We start from the raw sequence: 242 nt of genomic DNA, 5'->3' as shown, positions 1-242 counted from the left end.
GATAGCTTATGAGGTATTCGGCCTGCCGCGTCCCGAGATGGGCGAGGGGTGGTATCGCTTCTCCGTCTGCGGCATCGAGCTGGGGCCGCTTCGCGCCGCCGGCGGATTGACGGTCGCGGTCGACAGGGGGCTGGAAGTGCTCGACGCGGCGGACCTGATCGTCGTGCCCGGCTGGCGGTCGATCGATGCGCCGGTGCCGGAACCGCTTGCCGCCGCTCGCAAGGCAGCGCATCAGCGCGGCG

The 242-nt window shown here is 70.7% G+C and carries 1 pseudogene; it reads left to right on the top strand.

What is annotated here, in order from left to right:
• Nucleotide 1: 1 nt before the first annotated feature.
• Nucleotides 2–242 (top strand): annotated as a pseudogene (ftrA, locus tag EOD29_RS34545) (transcriptional regulator FtrA); the annotation flags it as partial.

It is taken from the genome of Mesorhizobium sp. M1A.T.Ca.IN.004.03.1.1, from assembly GCF_003997555.1.
GTDB lineage: Bacteria > Pseudomonadota > Alphaproteobacteria > Rhizobiales > Rhizobiaceae > Mesorhizobium.
This window is presented reverse-complemented; position numbering and strand designations above follow the sequence as displayed.